This window comes from Actinomadura montaniterrae, assembly GCF_008923365.1.
GTDB classification, from domain to species: domain Bacteria; phylum Actinomycetota; class Actinomycetes; order Streptosporangiales; family Streptosporangiaceae; genus Spirillospora; species Spirillospora montaniterrae.
In genome coordinates this window covers 1-966 of the sequence record NZ_WBMR01000495.1, presented here as the reverse complement: position 1 = coordinate 966, position 966 = coordinate 1, and the positions used below count along the sequence as shown (strand labels likewise).

Below are 966 nucleotides of genomic sequence, written 5' to 3'. Positions count from 1 at the left end.
CTCCCAGTCCGGCCCGTAGGCCTCGCGGGCGGTCCGCTCCAGGTCGTCGACGAACGCGGCGGCGCTCGGCGGCCGGTCGGCGGGGTCCTTCGCCATGCCGCGCGCGACGAGGGGGCGGAGCGGTTCGGGGACGGTCTCGGCCGGGACGGGGCCGGTGAGGTGCGCCCGCATCAGCTCGGCGCGGTTCCCGGCGAACGGCCGGTGCCCGCTGACGCACTCGACGAACACGCAGGTCGCGGCGTACACGTCGGTCGCGGGCGTGGCGGTGTGCCGGTCCCACTGCTCGGGCGCCATGTAGGACGGGGTGCCGGCGCCGCCGGCCTCCTGCCCGGCCGGGGCGGCGATGCCGAAGTCGACGAGCCGGCTGCGCCCGTCCGCCGGGACGACGACGTTCGCGGGCTTGTAGTCGCGGTGGACGACGCCGAGCGCGTGGGCGGCGGCGAGGCCGAGCAGCGAGCCCTTCAGCACCGACAGCGACGCCTCCGGGCCGAGCGCGCCGTGCCGCGCGAGGAGCTCCTTGAGGGACACCCCGTCGACGGCCTCCATGATGATCGCGGCGCCGTCGGGGCCCTCGACGAGCCGGAAGAGGCGGGCGATGTGCGGGCTCTCGGCCTGCCCGAGCATCCGGGCCTCGTGCCGGAGCCGCTCGCGGTCGTCCTCGCTCGCGGACGCGTTCAGGTACTTGATCGCGACGGGCGTGCCGGACCGCTCGTGCCGGGCGAGCACGACGCGCCCCTGGGCGCCCGCGCCCAGCTCCCGCACCTCGGCGTATCCGTCGATCCGCCAGCCGCTCATCGCACCCTCCCCGCCATGATCGCGAAGAAGGTACCGAATCGGGCGCGGCGCGGCGACCCGGCCGTCCCACGGCGGGACGCGGCGGCACGCGCCCGGTCAGCACGGCACGCGCCCGGTCAGCACGGCACGCGGGCGGCCAGCGCGACACGCGGGCGGCCAGCGCGACACGCG

The 966-nt window shown here is 77.4% G+C and carries 1 protein-coding gene; it reads right to left on the bottom strand.

Annotated features, from left to right (window positions below):
- Positions 1-795 (bottom strand): serine/threonine-protein kinase (locus tag F9B16_RS50495; RefSeq protein ID WP_151547357.1); only part of this gene is annotated, 795 nt, incomplete at its 3' end.
- Positions 796-966: the final 171 nt, after the last annotated feature.